This window comes from Cytobacillus sp. FSL K6-0265 (assembly GCF_038003465.1).
Classification (GTDB): domain Bacteria; phylum Bacillota; class Bacilli; order Bacillales; family Cytobacillaceae; genus Cytobacillus; species Cytobacillus stercorigallinarum.
Genome location: NZ_JBBOPE010000001.1, coordinates 3,925,315 through 3,945,658 on the forward strand (window position 1 = coordinate 3,925,315; position 20,344 = coordinate 3,945,658).

The window sequence follows — 20,344 nt, forward strand, 5'->3', positions numbered from 1 at the left end:
AAATTTTAAAATATAGAATACAAGACTACTGCTAGGAACATAGCAATTGTTGGAATCACTACACTAAGCCAGAATATTGGCCAGTACGCCCGTTTATGTGTTTCTCCACAAATCGCTCGCACAGTTGTAACAACATAACCGTTATGCGGCATAGAGTCTAGACCACCTGAAGCTAATGTCGCTACACGGTGCATGGCTCCAGGATCGACACCTTGAGCTAAATAGATTGGCGCTAAGATAGGTAGGGCAATACCTAGCCCTCCTGAGGCTGATCCTGTAATGCCACAAATTAATGTGACAGCCACCGCCAAACCTAATAAAGGTGGACCTGGCAAACTTACAAGTCCATCGACTACAGTATCGAATGCGGACACTTGAGCAGCTACACTACCAAAGCCCACGACCGCACAAGTATTCGCAACGGCGACCAGTGCATCTTGCGCTCCTTTTGCTAACGCATTCCAAAATTGGGCTAAAAACTTATACATCGTCAGACAAGCAATGACAATTCCAGCCGTTAAAGAAATAAGTGCGGCTGCAGTAGAAGAAGCAAACTGTGCGATAATATTTAGCATAACAATAACACAGACTAATGGCAAAATTGAGAAAATAATATGCGGTAATGATTTTTCTTCTACTAAGATTTCTCCTTCTGTTTTCTCCGCTAAACCTGCAGATACTTCTTCTTTTGCCCTATTACCTGGTAATGAGAAAGTTTCTCCTCTTTTAACAGCATTCTGTACGAATTTGCTTAGTAACAGTCCTCCTGCAACCATTACAAGAAGTGCCATGAGTACCCCAACCCAGCCGCCAGCCGTAGGAGTTGTACCGAAAAATTCAGTTGGAATTAAGTTTTGAATTTCTGGACTACCAGGCGCCGTCATCGTAAATGAAATCGATCCAAACACAAGAGCAGCAGGGATAAATCGATGTGGAAGATTCGCCGCTCTAAATAAAGAAACTGCAATTGGATAAACAGCAAAACCGACCACAAATAAACTTACACCACCATAAGTCATGATTGCGGCTGCAGCCACTACGGCAAATACAGCTCTTTTCGCCCCTAATGTTCTCTTAATCCATTGGGCAATGCTCTCAGCGGCACCTGTCTCATGCATAATCTTCCCAAAAATCGCTCCTAGTAAGAAAATTAAGAACCATGAGGCAAAATAATTTGTGAAGCCGTCCATATAATAACCTGCCAGCGCCGTCTCTAAATTTAAGCCACCTGTTATGGCAACAACAATTGAGCTTAGAATGGCAGCAATAATAATATTAATGCCTCTTAATGTTAAAAACATCAGTAGGACTAAACCTAATATTAACCCTAGCATTCCTAACATTTAAACGCCCTCCCCTGGACTATTACTTCACTTGTTCCTTTTTGGCAAATTGGTAATGGTAGCAAGCAAGATATAATTCTTCTAGCTCAGGAACTGTCGGCACTCTCGGGTTATTCCCTGGACTACCACTTGCAATGGCATCATGTGTCATTTTACTAATCGATTGTTTAAATAGATTCTCATCTATTCCCCATCCAGCAAGATTAGGTATTTTTAAGTTCACACATAACTTTTTAACGGCTTCTACTGCCAAATCGGCAGCTTGTTCGTTTGTGAGTGGCTCACTTCCATTAGCAAAGATTCTTCCTAAATCGGCTAGCCGATCGACACAAGCCCCTCTACTAAATTCTAAAACAGCCGGCAATAGCATAGCATTGGAGTAGCCGTGGGGCACATGGAATAGTGCACCAATCGGTCTCGACATTCCGTGCACAAGACAAACACTTGCGTTAGAAAATGCCATCCCTGCTTGCATAGAACCTAATGCCATTGCCTCTCTTGCCTCAACATCTTCACCATCTGTAAAAGCTTTCTCGATATTCTCTACAATTAATCTCATTGCTGATAAAGCCATCATATCCGTCATCGGGTGTGCTTTTCTCGATATGTACGCTTCTATCGCATGACTGAGCGCATCGACCCCGGTCGCCGCAGTGACATGTTGGGGAGACGTCATCGAAAGCACTGGATCAACAATAGCCACAGTCGGCATAAAGACTGGTTGTTTAATCATCATTTTGACATCATTAGTCGTATTCGTAATGATGGTTGCATCTGTTGCTTCAGACCCCGTTCCTGCGGTTGTTGGAATAGAAATATGATCGATAGCTGCACGGCTTGCTAATTTTTCCGCGCCCATATAGTCACCAATATAGCCACTATTAGTAGCTAATACAGCTACCGCTTTAGCGGTATCAATGCAACTTCCTCCTCCAATCGAAATAATTAAATCACAGGCTTCCTTTTGAAAAAGAGATAATGCTTCTGATACAAACTTATCAGTTGGTTCAGTAGATACACCTAGATAAAGAATCGTTTCAACATTAGATTTTGTTAAGATGGCTTCTGCTTTTTTCGTCCACCCTAAACCATCAATAATTTGGTCACTAATAATAAGCGCTTTCTTTCCTCTTAAACTGGCTTCCCCGCCAAGCTTTTCAAAAGAACCTTTTCCATATATGACCGTTTGTGGTGTTCTAAAAATCTGTGTACTCATTGTTCTCCCTCCTCTATTACTCATTTATATGCAATTGATATGCCAAAAAGAAAACCCTTACATTTAAAAGATTGTAAGAGTTTTAGTGTAGGAGAATCACTACATGTGTAGATTTTGTGTAGTGAAATAACTACACTACATTTGTATTTGAAACTTTTTCAACTTTTGATATAATGTGGTGCGGTGAATACCTAAACGTTCCGCAGCCTTTTTCTTATTGCCACCTACTTGACGTAAAGTATCTATTATAAGGTCTCTTTCCCGTTTTCTTCCCATATCTTTCGCTTCTTCTATTAAAGAAGGCTCCTTCGTTATAGCTTTTGGTTGTTCTGCTAAATAAGTATGTACATGAGTAATGTCAATCACCGTTTGTTCGACGAGAGTAACTAACCTTTCTATGACATTAACGAGTTCACGAATATTACCCGGCCAATCCCGTTGTACAAGTACCCCAATCGCTTCTGGTGTGTAGGTTTTCTCTTCGATTTGATATTGTTTGCAGATTTTTTTCGTATAGTCATTTAATAATAACGGAATGTCTGTTTTCCTTTCTTTGAGGGAAGGAAGGGGAATTTCGATAATATTTAAGCGGTAATATAAATCTTCACGGAAGCTCCCCTCTTGAATACATTTTTTTAAGTTACGATTCGTTGCAGCAATGATACGGGCACGAATCGGGTATTTCTTGTTTCCACCAATTCTCTCCCCTTCTTTTTCTTGCAAGACTCGTAACAGTTTTGTTTGCATGACTAAAGGTAATTCGCCAATCTCATCCAAAAAGAGCGTTCCATACTGCGCCAATTCAAATTTACCTAATTTCCCGCCTTTTTTTGCACCAGTAAAGGCACCTTCTTCATAGCCAAATAGCTCTGATTCAAACAGACTCTCTGGGATTGCCCCACAATTCACACTAATAAAAGGGCCTTCGGCAAACGGACTCAATGCATGCATGCTTTTCGCAATCATTTCCTTACCTGTCCCGCTTTCTCCCGTAATCAATGTTGTGGCCATGGTACGCGCAGCACGCCTTGTTAATCGCTTAATTTCTTTAATTTCCCTACTTTCACCAACAATATCGTCTAATGTAACATGGCGATCGTTTTTAAGTTGTTCGACAAAGGGGCGAACATGATTATCTTCTTGTTGATTCTTTTGTAATGATTGATAGATTTTATATACTTCCGTCACACCTTCAAAAATAAGCATGCCAATAGCACCAATCACTCTCCCATCTTGCCATAGTGGAATTCGGTGAACGATCATATCTTGGCCATTGATTCTTTGGACTACCCCACGTTCTGGTGTAGCTGTTTTAACCGTTTGATGAAGATTCGTATTTTCAATCACTTCAGTCACATGACGCCCAATCGCATCCTCTCTCTTCACACCAATAAACTGACTATAAGCTTCATTAAATTCCTGCACGACCCCATACTGATCAACAACAGCAATCCCTTCGTAAGCTCGCTCTAAAATAACCTTCAATACTTCTGATGCATTCTCTTGCTGTTCCATGCGATGGATCCATTTTTTATATCCATCCATCATATCTCTTGTATGAATCATTCCGACAACATAATCATTTTCGTCTACTACTGGCAGTTCTTCATAAGGAAAGGACGCTGCATAGAGGATGGAATCATCCAACCGGACATAAGCAAAATTCTTCGTTGGCACCGGATGAATGGTGACATCTTTATCTTGACCTTTAAGTAGATAAGAGAATAATTTTTTCATAGATACGATGCCAACTAACTTCTTATGATCATCAATGACTGGTAAGCTACTTACTTGATAACGATTCATTTTCTCACTGGCTTGTCCTAATGTGTCTCCTAATGAAATACACGGTGGATCAGGAGACATCCAATACCTTACTTTCAAGAATTCCTCTCTTTCTAGCTTCTCCCTTGTCTTTGAACGGTCTTCAATAAACATGAAAAACACCTCCTGCAAAGAAATAAAACGAAATATTCAAAAAATATATTGGAATTTATTCCTCTCTTCAACTATTATAAACATATTCACTCAAACGTGATGGACGATTTTCCATATTTTTTTACATAGAAGGAGGATTTATATGTTAGAAAAGCTTTATTCATTACTACAAGAACATTATAACGAAATGGTTGAAATCAGAAGACATTTGCACCAGCACCCTGAACTTTCTTTCCAAGAAGTAGAAACACCTAAGTTCATTGCTAACTATCATGAAAAGCTTGGGCATGAAGTCCAAACTGGTGTAGGAGAGCGTGGTGTTGTTGCTAAATTACATGGAGCAAAGCCCGGAAAAACCATTGCTTTAAGAGCGGATTTCGATGCATTACCCATTCATGAGGAAAATGATTTCCCTTATAAATCAAAAAATCCTGGCGTCATGCATGCTTGCGGCCACGATACACACACAGCAACATTACTTGTTTTAGCAAAAGTACTCAATAAACTACAAGATGAAATCGAGGGCACGGTTGTCTTCATTCATCAACATGCGGAAGAATATATGCCGGGTGGTGCGATTGCCATGATTGAAGATGGTTGCTTGGACGGGGTCGATGTTATCTTTGGTCAACATATTTCATCCGGTGAACCGTTAGGTGAAATTGGCTATCGTTCTGGACCACTCATGGCAGCAGCTGACCGATTCCATATTAAACTCCAGGGAAAAGGCGGACATGGCGCCCATCCTCACGAAGCAAATGACAGTATTGTTCTCGGCGCTCAACTCATTGTTAATCTCCAACAAATCGTCAGCCGCCGTATTGATCCACTTGAATCTGCTGTTCTTTCTATTGGAGAATTCGATGCTAAGAATGCTTTCAATGTCATTGCTGATTCTGTCACACTCACAGGAACGGTTCGAACCTTTGATGAGAATATCCGAAATAAAATGGAAAGGGAAATCGAGCGAGTAATTGAAGGTACCTGCTTAACCGCAGCGGCAAGTTATGACTATAAATATGTTCATGGCTATCCAGCTCTCGTCAACCATGAAGCTGAGACAAAATTTATTGCCCAATTAGCTGGTAAGGTTCCTGGTGTAACTGCAGCTATTGAAGTTTCCCCTCGTATGGGCGGTGAAGACTTCGCCTACTATTTACAAAAAGTTCCTGGCACCTTCTTCAATACCGGTGCTGCTATTGTTGGCAGAACACCTTACCCTCATCATCACCCCAAATTTGATATAGATGAAAGAGGCATGCTCATTGCAGCAAATATGCTCGCCACAGCAACAGTAAAATATATGGAACAACAAGGTGTAGTTGATAACACTGTGATTGAGACGCTTTGATCTATTCTCAGGCACTCTTAGAGTCTAAGGATGTGGGTTTCACTGAGCGGCGGATACTTCTTTTCATAGGCTTATGGTAGCATTATGGTTGATGTCATTGTTCGATACGCCTCTAAAAAAGTGTGATAACCGCATGCATCAAAGCTGTATTTTACGCGCAATTGTCACTGGGCTTTGCTTAGCTTTTGCGCGTATTCCCTTTTATGCACAATGCATTCGTTTTTTCCTCCTGTCTTGAGTATCGCGATTACTTCTTTTTCTCAACACTAACCTTCGATTTCTAGCCGTTATGTATACTGGTGAGACCACATTTTTCATCAATGAGCATCTGCCTCTAAAAAAAAGACAGTCTCAAAATGACTGCCTCCTACTTTCATTATTTTTCCGTTAATTCAATTCTTCCATTACTTGTCTTCAACTTCACCTCTATCGACCCGTCACCAATGATTCGATTTCCTTCATTCGATCCAAGGATATAAACCGAACCATTGGAAGTGTTAGCTGTGATCGTTGTATTGTTAACTGCTTCATCTACCTCCACATTAATCGCACCATTGGAAGTGGCTAAGTCTAACGGAGAGTGGATGGTTGGGAGTGACATTTCGATAGCTCCGTTACTTGTTTGAGCTTTTATCTCACCTTGTATATCATTTGCGATGATCGCACCATTACTCGTTTTCGCATGAATATAATCGCTATCAAGTTGCTCTAATCGTAGCTTTCCATTTTTCGTATCTAATATGACTTGATTGGCATTCAACTCCGATATCTCTATCATGCCATTGCTACTTTCGACACTTATTTCTTCATATGCTTCTCTTGGTAAATAAACTTCTATTTGTTTATTAAGCTCTTCTAAATCAACATTAAATAAGCGAAACGTACTTTTATCCGTTTTATGCTCTACTTTCAATGTATCTCCTGCTACGGATACTTTGAAAGCTTCCTTCTCTTTTTCTTTCATTTGACCACTTAATCTCACCTCTGCTTCACCATCGGTTGGGGCGAGGATTACTTGGGTATTATCTGTTTTAATCTCTACTTTATTAAAGGCTTCTTCCATTGTTTTCGTATCCGAGACATTTTCTGATTGCGTTTGACCATGGGTAAAAGCAACCCCTACTCCTCCAACACAAACGAGCAGTCCACCAATTAATAATAACTTTTTAATCACCCTTCATACCTCCTTTAACAATCGATACGTTATAAGAAAGATAACGAATAAAAACTTTCTTCATAAATTTAGTCACATAAATCATAGCGACCAATAATAATAACCCTAACCCACAAAAAAGAATAGCCGCAAATAAGTTCACTAATTCAAATGATGAGGCTATATAAATGTCGATGAGTACTAATAAGGGTGAAATAATACCTACAAAACTTACGATCCAACCGGAAAAGATCATACTAACGAGTGCAAGAAAAGGACCGAGGACAATGATGAGATTAAATAGACCTAATCCAATAACAGCTAGTGTTGCCTGCAAAATATTTTGGATGCCACCATCACTTTTGGCTTGCTCAATATGGTAACTCGCCTTAACCTCCTTGGCAATGCTTCTCGGTGAACCGAGATCTTTAGCAATTTCCTCTTCTGTTTTCCCTTCTTCTAACCCAAATTCAAAATGAGCTTCATAATCTTGAAGTAATTCAACTCTCTCTTGTTTATCAATACCTTTTAATTCCGCTTCTAAGGTGGTGAGAAATTCACTTTTATTCATCTTTAACACCCTCTTTTATTAAATGATTAACCCCGTTTGTAAATTCATACCACTCTGCTAACAACGTCTGCAAATAGCCGCGCCCCTTATCTGTTAGTTGATAATACTTTCTTGGTGGGCCCTCTTTCGATTCCTGTAAATAGGTTGTAAAATACTCTTCCTTCGTTAACCTGCGCAATAATGGATAAACCGTACCCTCAGATATTTGAATTTGATCAGATATCTTCTGTACTAGCTCATATCCATAATGATCCTGCTTATCAAGCAAAACTAATACGCACAACTCAAGCACACCCTTCTTAAACTGAACGTTCATTTTCTTCCTCCTTCCACTACTATATATTATATAGTACTAAACAATATGTGTTATTAAATTCTGTAACCATACTATAGCAGGTGCTATTATACATTGCAAGGTACTGAATGAAATTCACCAAAAAAAAAGAAGCCCGCAGACTTCATTTTTGCTTTATACCCTTAAAGGGAGATCTTTACTAATTGTTGTGTTCATTTTCTTTTGCTTTATCTCTTTATTCCTCATTTTTTCTTCTACAAAGGTAAATAACACTTCCAATAACCAACAAATTAACCAATAAATTAGAGCAGCGACTAAATACATTTCCAAAAAGTGATAACCATCATTAGCAATTATTTTTGCCAGCGCCATCACTTCTACTACTTTCACCGCAAATGCTAGTGACGTCGCCTTTATTAAACCAATAAAGGTATTTCCTAAGTTGGGTAAGGCCACTAAGAACGCTTGCGGAAGAACAATTCTTTTTAACGCTTGAAAAGTAGTCATTCCCACAGAATGAGCGGCTTCCATTTGACCGATTTGTACAGCATTTAATGAGGCCCGCATGATTTCTGCTTGATATGCTGATACATTAATTGTGAATGCAATAAAAGCGTAAAGCAGTGGTGAAATATGATCCGCATTATAAGCTGTACCGAAAGATTGATTCATCTTATCTAATAGAACAGGAACACCGTAAAAGAATACATATAATTGTACCAATAATGGTGTACCTCTAATAAATGAAATATAAATAATGAATAGGCGATTAAGGATAGGGACGCGATAAATCCGGCAAAGAGCAATCAGAAGACCGAATATTAACCCAAACACCATGGCAACAACGGCAATCGCTAAGGTGATTGGCACCCCTTTTAAAACCGCTGGAATTTCCTGAATAGCAAATTCAAAATTGATAATAGGCATTAAACGTTCATTCCTTCATTATGATTTGGATAAACTGACTTTTCCTTTCTTTAAAACCTTTTCTAATGTGCTAATGACCATCTCTATTAAAATACAAGTGCCCCAATATATAAGAGAAATGACAACATAAATCTCAAACATACCTATACCATGGTTATTACCTAATATAATCCTTACTTGACCCATGATATCGATAATACCAATCGTGAATGCTAAAGAAGTATCTTTTAATAGTTCGATAATGTTATTACCTAAATTCGGTAAGGATAAAACGAAGGCTTGCGGCAACACGACTCTCCATAATGCTTGTGTATAGGTCATTCCGACACTATAGGCTGCTTCAAATTGATCCTCACCAACTGCCAAATAGGCAGAACGTACAACTTCTGATAGATAGGCCGCATTATGCAGCGAGAGACTAATTAAAACAAAAATCATCCGATCCAGACTATTAATATCAATTTGAAAAGCTAATAACAGCTGGGGTAACCCAAAATAAACAAGAAATAATTGCACTAATAAAGGTGTGGAGCGGCAGAACGATAAATAGAATGTTGCAATTTGATAAAGTACTGTGAATCTCTTAATACGGACAATCGCAATAGCTACACCCAATACTAATGAACAAACTAATGAAATCAATAACATAAATAAGGTGATTGGCAGCTTATCTAATACTTGTATAAACAAACTAAACCAATCATTCATCACAGACATTCAACCCTCTCCCTTTTCAAATAACAAAGAATAATCCGTAATTCGCTATGATTACGGATTAAATTTATAGTTTTCCTCATTAATATAATCTAAGTTCTCAAAAAAATTGATCTTAAACCACTTTTCAGCTAAATCTGGTAAGGTGCCATCCTCAATAAGTTCTTTCGTCACTTCATCGAACTCTTTGGCTAATTCTGTTTGTTCTTTATTAAAAACGGCATAGACAGGCTCCTTTGACACAATCCCAGCCACTTTCAAATTTAAATCCAACTCTTCTTGGACCGCATTGAATGTCGTTACATTAATAAACATGGCATCATCTTTACCATCATTAACGCGCTGTAGGTTATCTGCATTAGAAGGAAATTCAATACTCTCAATTTCGATTTGCTCATCAGGATTGTTTTTGTTATAACTATTTAATATTGTTCTTAAACCACCACTAGGAGACATCGGTGCTAATTTTTTGCCAACCATATCTTCTAATGTTTTGATATCATCGCGATCTGGTTGTGTTACGAGGGAAGTTAGTGAATAACCAAATTCCTGTTCTGGATAAAGAAACTTTTCTTCTCTTTCAGGGTTTTTAAAGAACCAATTAATCGCAAAATCATATTTTCCTGTATCCACGCCAACTAAATTAGCTTCCTCTTCTCCCCAAACATATTCAAAATGGTAGTCTTCTAATTTCTTCTCTACTTCTTTCAAATAATCCATATCGTAACCAATTGGCTTATTATCATCATCCGCATATAGGAATGGTGGATTCACCTCGTCACTTATGGCGACAGTAATAATTTTCTTACCATCTTCAGTTGTCCCATTACTTGAAGACGAGCATCCAGCAACGAATAAAACGCTTATTATAAGCAGAAATGTAATTTTTAACCCTTTCATTTTAGTCCTCCATTCTCCTAGATAGTAAAGTCTGGTTCCTTCATTATTCTTTTTAAAAACTTTCTTGTTCTCTCTTGTTTCGGATGAATAAGAATGTCATCGGGTGGCCCTTGTTCGATAATCTGACCATCATCCATAAATACCACTCTATTCGAAACCTCACGAGCAAAATCAATCTCATGTGTGACAATCATCATCGTAACTCCACCACTCGCGATTTCTCGTATAATTTCTAACACTTCTCCTACCATTTCTGGGTCAAGTGCAGAAGTTGGTTCATCAAACAATAGGACGTCCGGATTTAGCGCTAACGCCCGGGCAATCCCCACTCTTTGTTTTTGTCCGCCAGAAAGTTGTTGCGGATACGCATTGATTTTATCTGCTAATCCTACCTTAGTTAGAATGTCTACCCCGATTTCCCTCGCCATTTTTTTCGATTTCTTTTGTGCGATGATTAAACCTTCTGTTACATTTTCGAGAACCGTTTTATTCTCAAAAAGATTATAGTGTTGAAAAACCATCGCCGTCCTTCTTCTTAATTGGAGGATATCTTTCTTCACTGGTTTTTTTGTTTGTATCGTTAAATCATTGATTGATATTATTCCTTCGTCTGGTTTTTCCAAATAGTTCACACATCTAAGGAGCGTTGTTTTTCCTGAACCGCTCGGACCAATGATTGTGACAACATCCCCTTTTGAAACTTCTAAATCAATCCCTTTTAATACATGGTTATTTTTGAACTTTTTATGAATATGCTTCAGTAAGATCATTTAAACCTCACTTTCCTGCATTACTGCATTGGTGTTTGAATTTTATAAAAAAAGATTAACAAAACAATTTCTATATGTAAAGTCGGAATTTTTCTATTTTTTAAATATTTACACAAACAAGCATCCCCTCCTTGACGAACCAGAACCACTTGTTTAACATTTAAACCAACAAAGGAAGTAGGAATTAGATAGTTAAATTAGAGGAGGAAGAGACATTGGTTTCACAATTATTCGTGAAGACGGAAGAGCAGAGAAAGTGGTTACATGCATTACAGACGAAAAAAGCGGCATTTCTTAGTCGTTCACAAGAAATAGATGAAGAGGCGAAATTCCCTCATGAGAATATTCGTGAATTAGTGACATTAGGTTATTCAAAAGTGACATTACCTAAAATATATGGCGGTGAGGGGCTTGGTGTGTATGACATGGTTCTTTACCAAGAAACCCTTGCTTCCTACGATAGTGCCACTGCCTTAAGTATCGGTTGGCATGTTGGTGGATTAGGCGAAATCTATGAAAATCAATTATGGACAGATCAACAACTAGCATCTTTTGCAAATGATGTACAAAAAGGCGCACTCGTGAACCGGTCTGTGAGCGAAGCACAAACGGGTAGCCCGACAAGAGGTGGCCGCCCCGGAACAACAGCTGTACGCCAAAATGGTTCGTGGGTTATTAATGGCCGTAAAAACTTCACAACCATGTCGCCTGCTTTAACCTATTTTCTCACTTCTGCCTGGATAGAAGAGAAACAAACGATTGGCTTTTTCTTAATTCATAAAGATACGCCAGGATTATCTATTGACGAAACATGGGATGTCGTTGCTATGAGAGGAACAGGAAGTCATGATCTTGTGTTAAAGCAAGTAGTCATTCCTGAAGAGGCACTCGTTGAAACAATTGCTGACAGGGGAAAGTCTTTAAACGGATGGGTACTACATATCCCCGCCTGCTATCTCGGAATTGCGCAAGCCGCTAGAGATTATGCCGTACAATTTGCCTTAGAGCATAAACCAAATAGCATAAAGGGGTCTATTAGTGAACTACCGAATGTACAAACACTTCTCGGTGAAATCGATGCCGCTTTACTTGCTGCGAGACACCTACTCTATCATGTGGCCGAAGTATACGATGATAAAGATAGAAGAAAATATATTGAAAACGAACTAGCTGTTGCTAAATATCAAGTGACGCATGCAGCACTGACTGTTGTCGATAAAGCGATGCGCGTCGCAGGAGCAAAAAGCTTACAACGTAACAATCCGCTACAAAGATATTATCGTGACGTTCGTGCGGGTCTTCATAATCCGCCAATGGATAACATCACCATCCAAAAACTTGCCGAATCGGCAATTGCTGAATTTAAATGAGGAATTGCTAGTAACAAACACGAGGGAATAAACTTTCTCGTGTTCTTTTTATGTGGAAGTCGATGCGCGTTGTGGGTGGTATTAGTAGGTTCACCCATTCTTGATGGAGGAGTGGGGGTTCTAATTGGCTGGGGGTTTTTGGGGTGGGCACCTCGTATGTTCGTCATTTCTGATTTGCCCACAGTTCTTGCTGGTTTTGAACTCTCTTATGGGGGTATTTCCTTTTTGCTCACACTTCTTCCTGATTTTGAACTCACTTAGGTGGGCTTTCCCTTTTTGCCCACACTTCTTTCTGTTCTAAAACTCTCTTATGGGGGCATTTCCCCTTTACCCACACTTCTCCCTAATCTTGAACCCTCTTTTGGGGGCATTTCTTTTTTGCCCACACTTCTTCCTGATCTTGAACTCTCTTATGGGGGCATCTCTCTTTTACCCACACTTCTCCCTAATCTTGAACCCTCTTTTGGGGGCATCTCTCTTTTACCCACACTTCTCCCTAATCTTGAACCCTCTTTTGGGGGCATTTCTCTTTTGCCCACACTTCTTCCTGATCTTGAACCCTCTCATGGGGGCATTTCTCTTTTGCCCACACTTCTTCCTGATCTTGAACCCTCTCATGGGGGGCATTTCTCTTTTGCCCACACTTCTCCCTAATCTTGAACCCTCTTTTGGGGGCATCTCTCTTTTACCCACACTTCTTCCTGATCTTGAACCCTCTTATGGGGGCATCTCTCTTTTGAAACATAGTTCTTCTTATTAATATTCCCGTGTAATCACTGACCTCGTCCCCATTCTACCTTTACATCGTCTGCCTATCATTCAACCATGCAAACATATTTAAAATAATCGTTACAACGAGGAGCACACTTGCAGCAAAAACCGCAAAACCTGCCGTATCCATCATGGCACTAAAATCCTCTATTTTCACCAAGTGGTATTGAAACATTAATTGGAATAAAATGGCCATACCACAACAAATAAAGCTTAAAAATGAATACGTAACCCACCGTGTAGCATGTTCCTTCTTTCGATTAAAGTGAAGAAATGGTAGTACCCAAGCGGTTACTCCTAAAATAAGACTACCTATATTCAACCAATCCAAAATGATCCCCTTTCCCTTACCACTTATTCGACACTTTCTCCGCAAAGCCAAGAAAGTCTTTCACCTGAATGATGCTTCCATCATCCAATACTGCTTTTCCTGTAAAACGACCAAATACTTGGTGCTGGTCACTGGATATGATCATAACCGAAGTGTAGTCTTTACGATCTAAAATCGGGATGAAATCCATTTCAAATCTGCCGTCATTTGAGGTGAACTGCCAAGGCTCTAGATAATCAAAGTTTCCATTCTTTTGTGGAATATGAAAAGTGACTTCATCTAGTTTATGGCCCACGCCGTCATAGAAGAGCATATTTTCACTGGCGTTAGAAGTGTCGCCAAATCCATAGCCAATATTAAATCCAAATGATTTCCCATTCACGACTCCAGATGCGGCGCCCCAATACCAAGTATTTTTATATGTCCAAACCCCTCTACCCCAGTCTAACGTAGCAAAAGTCGTACTCTCATGAAATTGATATTCTGTTGCGCCATAATGAACATGCCCCTTTGCGCGCATCCCATTGATCTTTTGATTATAGTAAAAAGCTTTCTTATCTTCCTTAAATGGAATGGCCATTACGATAGAATCTTGAGGTTCATTAAATAAATCAATATCACAGGCGAACTCTTTTTTGCCATCAAAATTATTCATACGGCAACATAACTTTCTTCCATTCTCCGTATGCAAAAAGGACATCTGAATTCGCTTATCTTGGTATACAATATCCCCTTTTTTAGAGGTTGATGGCAAGTTCAACTTTCCAAAGGTAAGAGGCTTTATCACACTAGTCGTTTGAAAGGAAGCACGTTTAAAATCGATGAAAGAAACACTGATTAAAGCCATGTACGAGTTATCCGCAATAGTTAATGCCACACCAAAGTCATCATTAGTAATTAAATAATAGTCCCATTCTTTTATTCGCCAGCCTTGAGCCTTGATTGCCTTTCTATCATATGTAAGTAGGAGCTGTTTGGCATAACCAGTCTGCATAAGCTCACCTTTATTATTTAGAAGATGGCCAGTTTCCGTCATTTCTCTTTGCACAGTATTTACCTCCCTAGGTGAATTCATATTGGTCCGGTTGAAGGTGAGACATATCTGCTTCCAATAGGATATTTTTCTGCCCATTTACGATTTCAATTACTGAAAGACAAGTATCATGAATGTACGGGGCATCCCAAAGATTTTCCATAGGTATTTGTTTTAAGTAGGCAAGAAGCGTTTTAATTACGACCGTATGTGTGACAAGCAAAACATGACCATTCTTATGATTTGTCATCACTCTTTCTAACATTTTTACTGCTCGGTCTTGTACTTGCTGAAAACTTTCCCGCTCTGTTGGGTGATAGAGATGGGGCGCACGCCAAAAAGCATGGAATTCAGCTGCGTATTGTTTTTCTACATCTGATTGTTGCTGCCCTTCCCAACTTCCCATATAAATCTCTTGTAAATCCTCATCAGTAAAAATCCTAATAGAGCGATTGCCTTTAATCAGGCTCGCTGTCATCATCGTTCTTCCACTTGGACTGGCATAAATAGCTTCAAACGGGACTTTGCTTAAATGTTCGCCTAATAATTTGGCGTTCTCACTCCCCGTTGTTGTTAGGTTAGAATCTAATCTCCCTTGTAGCCTTCTTTCTCTATTCCATTCTGTCTGACCATGTCTTGTTATGTATATTTTCACTATTCATCCTTCTTTCTGTACAAAAACTAAAAACGGAAACTAATTTGATGAAAGGAATGAATACCTGTCCCAAATTGATCCAATTGATGACTCTTTAAATACTGAACGGCATCATAAGCTTCCTGCAAAACAGTCGGTGCTAATCCTAATGTATGATGTGATCCGAACACTTTTTCCACATTGGGAATCATCGCTATTTTTTCAATTGATTGCACGAGATCAGATGGACTCGTAGAAGGATAAAAAGCGAATATCGGCTCGGTATCATACAATAAATCACCTGTGAATAAGTAGTTATTTGTTTCATCAAAAATAGTAATATGTCCCGGAGAGTGTCCTGGCGTATGATAGATAATGAGAGTTCTATTCCCTAATTGCAACACATCACCATCCGCCAGTAAAGCGGTTGGCTCTCCTGTAAAAGGCTGATATGTTTCAGGATTAAATGTTTTTGGGGTCGGGATTGTTATATCCCTTTGGATATCCGTGCGAATTTGCTCGATCGTTAGACCACTAATGCCATTTACTAACCAGTCTTTATCTAGCTCATGAACGTAAATGGTATCGTACAATCCATGACCACCAATATGGTCGACATGAACATGCGTCGTAATGACCTCAATAGGTAAGGAAGTTAATTGGTCGGTTATACGTTTAATGTCATCTATTCCAAGGCCAGTATCAATGAGAACCGCCTTTTCTTCACCAATGAGTAAAAACGAGTGCACTTTTTCCCAGTGGCCATATTCACTAATTGCATACGTTTTCTTATCAATTAATTGCACAGTAAACCAAGAATCATTTATTAACACATGCTTCACCTGCATTTCGAATATTGGGATGGAAGGGTTTTGAGGTAGTTGATATATAATGGTTGTTCTATTCCTAAGTATAGCAATTTTTGGTAGGTGTGAATAGATAACGTTTCCCAAAAAGGGATACCAACCTTTCAATTAAATAGTTTTTGTGGAACGGATACTCTCTCGTTCTGATTTTAATAGAATCTATATATAAAGTTGTTAAGGAAGGAAAGTTTTGATCATTATCGAAACCTTATAGAAATAATATTTGTTAGGTGTGAGTGATAATGGAAATGAGAAAGGCAACAATGAATGATATCAAAGGAATAACCGAATTGATGGGGCATCTTGGGTATCCTACCACATTCAATAAAATGTAAATAAGACTAAATAATATCTATTCAAGTCCGGATTATCATACTTTAATAGCCTCAGATAACGGCAAAATAGTTGGAATGATTGGTCTTGTTAAGGGATATTACTATGAACTGGATGGATTATATATTCGTATTGTCGTCCTTGTGGTAGATAAAAACTATCGTAATAAAGGAATAGGCAAACAACTATTAGAAAATGCAGAAAGTTGGGCAAAGAATATTGGAGCAACAGGAATAGGGCTGAACAGTGTGGATAGACCTGAGAGGATTAACGCGCACCATTTTTATAAAAAGAATGGTTATGTAGAAAAAAGTATTGGATTTGCCAAAAAAATGAGCTAAGAATAGGCTATTGATTTATATTCTTCCACAATCTCCATAGAGACTGAAAATCACCTTACGATTCCATTCGCTTTATAAAGACTTTGAAAGCCTTATTACATTATAAAAATAATAAGGCTATTATTTTTGAAAACAAAATTCAACATGATTATCGCTCCGCACCTATAACCGCTCTCGACTCCAAGTTGTTCCTGTTTTGATTACCTTAGCTGGAGAGCCTGCAATGGTTGTATGTGCTTCGGAGAAAGGTTTTGTAACCACAGACCTTGCGCCGATAATCGTATCGTCTGGTAGCACCGCTCCTTTAGAAATCAAACAACTGGCAGCAATCCAAACATGATTACCAATGACAACATCCTTTGCACCGTTCAATCTTTCATTTGTTTCAATGTCAAGAACGGAATGAGCATCTGTTGTTCTTATTGCTATGTCATAAGAAAACATACAATCTGCGCCAATGTGAATATTCTTTCCTTCTTGAGATAATAGATAAACATTTTTAAAGGTTGTTCGATCACCAATCTTAATCGATTGTTTTTTGCCTTTTAATAATATATGACCAATCAAGTCGGTATCTTCCCCTATTGTAATTTCATTGTTTGATCCTCGTATGTGAATTAATATATTCGATAGTTTTGTCCCTTTTCCAATATGGATTTTATTATTTGAACCAGTGATCCTTAATTCCGCATTTTTAAAAATAAACAATTCTTCATCATATATGAGTTGATTATTTTTTCCGAATACTTTCGTCGTTAGTCCTTTAATTTCTTCCTGAAGTATCATGAATATAGGCCTCCTTACGCAATGATTGCTCGTATTATAACATCACTGACGTTTTGTAAAGGAAGAATTTACAGAATCTGAAAACAACTGTTACATATGATTTAATTGTCATCTTTTATTTTTGTATTTACATCGCACACGATATATAATAGATCGTATACGATGTAAATGAGGAGGTGGCCAAAGTAAAAGCACAACCTCTAGAGGACCAATTATGTTTCGCTATTTATAAAGCAACAAATCAATATACGAAGCTATATCGAAAAGCACTGGAACCATTTGACCTAACTTACCCACAATATATTGTCCTACTCGTCCTGTGGGAAAGTGATCATATGATTATTAAACAATTAAGTGAAAAGCTATCATTAGGGATTGGCACATTAAACCCCATTATTTCTAAATTAGTTGAAAAAGATTATGTTACAAAAACACCTTCACCAATGGACAAACGATCTGTAGTCATTTCATTGACACCAAAGGGGAAAAACTCCGAAAAGACGATATCAGAAATGATTTCAACTAAAGCTACTGAATGTGATTCTTTTACTGTATTTGATCATCAATTCAAATTAAAATTACAAGAATTGAATACACTGTTATCCCATTTAAATGACTTGGAGGAGAAAAAATGAGTTTATATGATATAAATGTAACACTCGAAAACGGGACCAATTATACATTGGAGGAATATGAAGGCAAGGTATTATTAGTTGTCAATACTGCAACGAAATGTGGTTTGGCTCCACAATTTGAAGAACTCGAAAGCCTCTATCAAAATTATAAGGATGCGGGACTGGTTATATTAGGATTTCCATCGGATCAATTTAAACAAGAGCTCGACTCTGCTGAGGAAGCGAGTAAAGCTTGTCGGATGACCTACGGTGTTTCATTCCCTATGCACGAAATCATAAAAGTAAATGGGAAAGAAGCACACCCTCTATTTAATTATTTAACGACAGAAGCAAAAGGGTTTTTAAGCAAAAGCATTAAATGGAACTTTACCAAGTTTCTCATCGATCAAAATGGGCATGTGGTAGAGCGATTCGGCCCTACGGATAAACCAAGAGATTTTGAGGAAAAGATTAAACATCTACTAGCAAATTAACAAATAAGAAACTTCATCCTCCCCATGATTATTACCGTTCACTTTAGGGTATTACAATGAATACCATCAATTAATTATCAAGGGGAGGTTCATTCATGAATCGGTCAAAGAAACTAGGTATCGTATACCTTATTACATTCGCTATCATGATTTTCTTAAATTATTGGTCCGCTACAAATGTTGGCAATGTTGCTGATGCGAATCAACCATTATTGCAACCTGCTGGTTTTGCATTTTCCATCTGGGGTTTTATTTATTTCCTTTTATTCATTTGGGTGATAAGAGCTTTTTTTGTAAAGAATGATGCTGTTTATGTAAATACTAGCTACCTACCTGCTCTTAACTTTTTATTAAATGGCTGTTGGATTCTTGCCTTTACTGCTCAAGCATTACTTACATCAGTAGTCATCATTTTTGCATTACTTGTCACATTAATTCTGATTTATGGCAGAATAAACAATACACCTCACACTTTCTTTGAAAAACTTCCATTTTCCATTTATATTGGTTGGGTTTCTGTAGCAAGCATTTTAAATGTATTTGTTTGGTTTGTAGGAATGGAACAAACTGTATTTCTTGGAATGGATGAATTGACTTGGACCTTTATTACGTTATCAGTTGTTACGATAATAGCGATACTTTTCTCTATTCGATTTAAAGACTTTATTTATACACTTGTTTTTATTTGGGCATACATTGGTATTTATGCAAAAACACCTAATGATACTTTGAAAACGTTTGTGATGATCCTCATCCTTTTATTTATCGTTATTTTTATCTATACGCTCTATAAATTTTTCAAAAAGTAGATACATTATAAGAGGCAAATTATGAAGAAACTATTCAAATCTAAAATATTCCTTATCCTATCAGCACTATTAGTGACAGCAATCGGAGGATTTATTATCTGGACTCAGATCACTTATCATTCAGTGAATGAGCCAACGATCCATTTAGACAACCAAATGAGCGTTGAAGATGATTGGCTCTTATTCGGTAACCCTAATAGCCAAGTAGGGCTTATACTTTATCCTGGTGCAAAAGTTGAACCTGAAGCCTATGCCTATCTTGCTCAAGAATTAGCTAAAGAAAATTTATTTATCGCTCTACCTCATATGACACTTAACATGGCCATATTTGATGTGTCCAAAGCGAACGAAATTATTCATATGTATAACGATGTGAATTGGTTTGTTGGCGGTCATTCAATGGGCGGGGCAGCAGCAGCCATGTATGCTGATCAAAATATACATCAAGTAAATGGTTTAATACTATTAGGTGCCTACGCCTCTGATAATGAAACACTGGCAAATTCGCAATTACCTGTCTTATCCATAAGTGGCTCAAATGACGGATTAAGCACGCCTGCTAAAATTGAGGAGAAGAAAGTTCTTCTTCCAGATGAAGCCGACTTCGTAGAAATCGAAGGTGGAAACCATGCCTATTTCGGTGTATACGGAGAACAATCAGGTGACAACCAAGCTGATATTTCTATTAAGAAACAACAAGAAACGATCATCGATACAATTACTCACTGGATAAAAGAACAAAAATAATATTAAGAAGGGCTATCTACTATAGCTAGCCCTTTTG

General features: G+C 38.2%; 22 protein-coding genes. 7 read left to right on the plus strand and 15 right to left on the minus strand.

All coding sequences use genetic code 11. The features are described 5' to 3' along the window. Positions 1–5: 5 nt before the first annotated feature. The 3 genes from MHH73_RS19895 to MHH73_RS19905 form a co-directional block, all read right to left on the minus strand. Positions 6–1,343, minus strand: a complete 1,338-nt coding sequence (locus MHH73_RS19895) for a GntP family permease (protein ID WP_191813257.1) — start codon at positions 1,341–1,343, stop codon at positions 6–8. A gap of 22 nt (positions 1,344–1,365) precedes the next feature. Next, complete coding sequence (locus MHH73_RS19900) at positions 1,366–2,559, minus strand: iron-containing alcohol dehydrogenase (RefSeq protein ID WP_191813259.1); 1,194 nt, start codon at positions 2,557–2,559, stop codon at positions 1,366–1,368. A 135-nt stretch (positions 2,560–2,694) separates the two neighbouring features. Continuing rightward, positions 2,695–4,497, minus strand: coding sequence for a sigma-54-dependent Fis family transcriptional regulator (locus MHH73_RS19905; protein WP_191813261.1), 1,803 nt, complete (start codon positions 4,495–4,497; stop codon positions 2,695–2,697). A 142-nt stretch (positions 4,498–4,639) separates the two neighbouring features. Here MHH73_RS19905 and MHH73_RS19910 point away from each other — a divergent pair, with 142 nt between their 5' ends. Then, positions 4,640–5,848 carry a M20 family metallopeptidase gene (locus MHH73_RS19910; protein ID WP_191813263.1) on the plus strand — a complete coding sequence of 403 codons (1,209 nt, stop codon included), beginning with the start codon at positions 4,640–4,642 and terminating at the stop codon, positions 5,846–5,848. Between the two features lie 376 nt (positions 5,849–6,224). Here MHH73_RS19910 and MHH73_RS19915 read toward each other — a convergent pair whose 3' ends face one another. From MHH73_RS19915 to MHH73_RS19945, 7 genes are all read right to left on the minus strand, one after another. After that, positions 6,225–7,022, minus strand: coding sequence for a DUF4097 family beta strand repeat-containing protein (locus tag MHH73_RS19915; RefSeq protein ID WP_191813265.1), 798 nt, complete (start codon positions 7,020–7,022; stop codon positions 6,225–6,227). Then, on the minus strand, positions 7,015–7,572 hold the full coding sequence (locus MHH73_RS19920; RefSeq protein WP_191813267.1) for an HAAS signaling domain-containing protein: 558 nt from the start codon (positions 7,570–7,572) through the stop codon (positions 7,015–7,017). The genes MHH73_RS19915 and MHH73_RS19920 overlap by 8 nt, the downstream gene beginning before the upstream one ends. Then, on the minus strand, positions 7,565–7,888 hold the full coding sequence (locus tag MHH73_RS19925; protein ID WP_191813269.1) for a PadR family transcriptional regulator: 324 nt from the start codon (positions 7,886–7,888) through the stop codon (positions 7,565–7,567). Before MHH73_RS19925 ends, MHH73_RS19920 begins: the two co-directional genes overlap by 8 nt. A gap of 153 nt (positions 7,889–8,041) precedes the next feature. Continuing rightward, entirely contained in the window at positions 8,042–8,794 is a 753-nt protein-coding gene (locus MHH73_RS19930; protein ID WP_191813271.1) for an amino acid ABC transporter permease, read from the minus strand. Positions 8,795–8,812: 18 nt separating this feature from the next. Further along, positions 8,813–9,511 carry an amino acid ABC transporter permease gene (locus MHH73_RS19935; RefSeq protein ID WP_191813273.1) on the minus strand — a complete coding sequence of 233 codons (699 nt, stop codon included), beginning with the start codon at positions 9,509–9,511 and terminating at the stop codon, positions 8,813–8,815. Positions 9,512–9,562: 51 nt separating this feature from the next. Beyond that, complete coding sequence (locus tag MHH73_RS19940) at positions 9,563–10,408, minus strand: transporter substrate-binding domain-containing protein (protein ID WP_191813275.1); 846 nt, start codon at positions 10,406–10,408, stop codon at positions 9,563–9,565. A gap of 17 nt (positions 10,409–10,425) precedes the next feature. Then, complete coding sequence (locus MHH73_RS19945; protein ID WP_341068918.1) at positions 10,426–11,178, minus strand: amino acid ABC transporter ATP-binding protein; 753 nt, start codon at positions 11,176–11,178, stop codon at positions 10,426–10,428. Positions 11,179–11,393: 215 nt separating this feature from the next. On the opposite strand from MHH73_RS19945, the gene MHH73_RS19950 reads away from it, so the two are divergent. After that, a complete protein-coding gene (locus MHH73_RS19950; RefSeq protein WP_341068920.1) occupies positions 11,394–12,548 on the plus strand; it encodes an acyl-CoA dehydrogenase family protein in 1,155 nt (384 codons plus the stop codon). Positions 12,549–13,347: 799 nt separating this feature from the next. Here MHH73_RS19950 and MHH73_RS19955 read toward each other — a convergent pair. Genes MHH73_RS19955 through MHH73_RS19970 form a run of 4 tightly spaced genes read right to left on the minus strand, consistent with a single transcriptional unit; the run spans position 13,348 to position 16,165 of the window. Further along, the gene (locus MHH73_RS19955; protein ID WP_341068922.1) at positions 13,348–13,650 is read right to left on the minus strand and encodes a hypothetical protein; all 303 of its coding nucleotides are present in this window, start codon (positions 13,648–13,650) and stop codon (positions 13,348–13,350) included. Between the two features lie 16 nt (positions 13,651–13,666). Continuing rightward, positions 13,667–14,698: a DUF2804 domain-containing protein gene (locus MHH73_RS19960; RefSeq protein WP_341068924.1), complete on the minus strand. Its 1,032-nt coding sequence runs from the start codon at positions 14,696–14,698 to the stop codon at positions 13,667–13,669. A gap of 13 nt (positions 14,699–14,711) precedes the next feature. Next, positions 14,712–15,338: a histidine phosphatase family protein gene (locus MHH73_RS19965; RefSeq protein ID WP_191813285.1), complete on the minus strand. Its 627-nt coding sequence runs from the start codon at positions 15,336–15,338 to the stop codon at positions 14,712–14,714. A gap of 26 nt (positions 15,339–15,364) precedes the next feature. Further along, entirely contained in the window at positions 15,365–16,165 is an 801-nt protein-coding gene (locus MHH73_RS19970) for an MBL fold metallo-hydrolase (protein ID WP_191813476.1), read from the minus strand. A 368-nt stretch (positions 16,166–16,533) separates the two neighbouring features. Between MHH73_RS19970 and MHH73_RS19975 the strand changes: the two genes are divergently transcribed. After that, positions 16,534–16,857 carry a GNAT family N-acetyltransferase gene (locus MHH73_RS19975; protein ID WP_341069850.1) on the plus strand — a complete coding sequence of 108 codons (324 nt, stop codon included), beginning with the start codon at positions 16,534–16,536 and terminating at the stop codon, positions 16,855–16,857. A 162-nt stretch (positions 16,858–17,019) separates the two neighbouring features. On the opposite strand, the gene MHH73_RS19980 is transcribed toward MHH73_RS19975, so the two are convergent. Further along, positions 17,020–17,643 carry an acyltransferase gene (locus MHH73_RS19980; protein WP_341068926.1) on the minus strand — a complete coding sequence of 208 codons (624 nt, stop codon included), beginning with the start codon at positions 17,641–17,643 and terminating at the stop codon, positions 17,020–17,022. Between the two features lie 176 nt (positions 17,644–17,819). Between MHH73_RS19980 and MHH73_RS19985 the strand changes: the two genes are divergently transcribed. The 4 genes from MHH73_RS19985 (at position 17,820) to MHH73_RS20000 (ending at position 20,307) form a co-directional block, all read left to right on the plus strand. Then, positions 17,820–18,278 (plus strand): MarR family winged helix-turn-helix transcriptional regulator, encoded by a 459-nt coding sequence (locus MHH73_RS19985; protein ID WP_341068928.1) that lies wholly within the window; start codon positions 17,820–17,822, stop codon positions 18,276–18,278. Further along, positions 18,275–18,751, plus strand: a complete 477-nt coding sequence (locus MHH73_RS19990) for a glutathione peroxidase (RefSeq protein ID WP_341068930.1) — start codon at positions 18,275–18,277, stop codon at positions 18,749–18,751. The genes MHH73_RS19985 and MHH73_RS19990 overlap by 4 nt, the downstream gene beginning before the upstream one ends. A 95-nt stretch (positions 18,752–18,846) precedes the next feature. After that, positions 18,847–19,560 carry a TspO/MBR family protein gene (locus MHH73_RS19995; protein WP_341068932.1) on the plus strand — a complete coding sequence of 238 codons (714 nt, stop codon included), beginning with the start codon at positions 18,847–18,849 and terminating at the stop codon, positions 19,558–19,560. Between the two features lie 21 nt (positions 19,561–19,581). Next, positions 19,582–20,307 (plus strand): alpha/beta family hydrolase, encoded by a 726-nt coding sequence (locus tag MHH73_RS20000; protein WP_341068934.1) that lies wholly within the window; start codon positions 19,582–19,584, stop codon positions 20,305–20,307. Positions 20,308–20,344 lie beyond the last annotated feature (37 nt).